We start from the raw sequence: 304 nt of genomic DNA, 5'->3' as shown, positions 1-304 counted from the left end.
TTCGCTGATCGACCAGAGCCTGCACTCGAAGCTGGGTGTGGAGACGACGAACGGTGACGGTTTCGGTGTCGGCTGGTACACGGAGGAGGAGACCGACACACCGGCGCTGCTGCGGGACGTGGGTCCGGCGTGGAACAACCGCAATCTGCGGGAGATGGCGGACCATGTCCGCTCGCCGTTGTTCTTCGCCCACATCCGTGCGTCCACGGGGACGGCGGTGCAGCAGTCGAACTGCCATCCCTTCCGGCACGGGCGCTGGATGTTCATGCACAACGGGGCCATCACCGGCTTCCACCTGATGCGC

The 304-nt window shown here is 65.5% G+C and carries 1 protein-coding gene; it reads left to right on the top strand.

From position 1 onward, the window contains the following. Positions 1-304 (top strand): class II glutamine amidotransferase (locus tag IO30_RS0129210; protein WP_031147864.1); only part of this gene is annotated, 304 nt, incomplete at both ends.

The sequence above is a fragment of the Streptomyces xanthophaeus genome, assembly GCF_000725805.1.
In the GTDB taxonomy this organism is placed as follows: domain Bacteria; phylum Actinomycetota; class Actinomycetes; order Streptomycetales; family Streptomycetaceae; genus Streptomyces; species Streptomyces xanthophaeus.
This window is presented reverse-complemented; position numbering and strand designations above follow the sequence as displayed.